The organism is Methylobacterium platani (assembly GCF_001653715.1).
In the GTDB taxonomy this organism is placed as follows: domain Bacteria; phylum Pseudomonadota; class Alphaproteobacteria; order Rhizobiales; family Beijerinckiaceae; genus Methylobacterium; species Methylobacterium platani.
In genome coordinates this window covers 2,112-2,745 of the sequence record NZ_LWHQ01000131.1, presented here as the reverse complement: position 1 = coordinate 2,745, position 634 = coordinate 2,112, and the positions used below count along the sequence as shown (strand labels likewise).

At 74.0% G+C, this 634-nt stretch carries 1 pseudogene (running past one end of the window); it reads left to right on the top strand.

Annotated features, from left to right (window positions below):
* A pseudogene (locus A5481_RS31845) lies at window positions 1-595 on the top strand (alanine racemase); it begins 432 nt to the left of the window's first position.
* Window positions 596-634: the final 39 nt, after the last annotated feature.

The window sequence follows — 634 nt, the reverse complement described above, 5'->3', positions numbered from 1 at the left end:
CGCCGCCCGGCCCGGCCTCGCCTTCCGGGGCCTGATGCTCTACCCGCCGACCGGCGCGCCGGAGACGACGCAGCGTTTCCTCGACGAGACCCTAGCGGGCCTGCGCGCCCACGGGCTCGAGGCGCCGATCGTCTCCTCGGGCGGCACCCCGGGGCTCGCCGAGATCGGGGCGATCCGCGGCGTGACCGAGCACCGCGCCGGCACCGGCATCTTCAACGACCGCATGATGATGGCGGCCGGAATCGCCACCCTGGAGGAATGCGCGCTGAGCGTGCTCGCCACCGTGGTCAGCCGGGCGGCGCCGGAGCGGGGCATCCTGGATTCCGGCTCGAAGACGCTGACCTCGGATGTCGGCGGCCTCGACGGCCACGGCCTGATCCTCGACTACCCGGAGGCGCGCATCACCGGCTTCGCCGAGGAGCACGGCTTCCTCGACCTGTCGGCCTGCGCCGCCCGGCCGGCGGTCGGCGAGACGGTGGAGGTGATCCCCAACCACGTCTGCGTCGTCGTCAACATGGTGGACGCCCTCGTCACGGTGCGCGGCGGCGCGATCGCCGGCCTGCTCCCGGTCGCGGCGCGCGGGCGCATCGTCTGATACCGCCAGCGCCTTCGACCGGGTCCGTTCGAAGGCGCT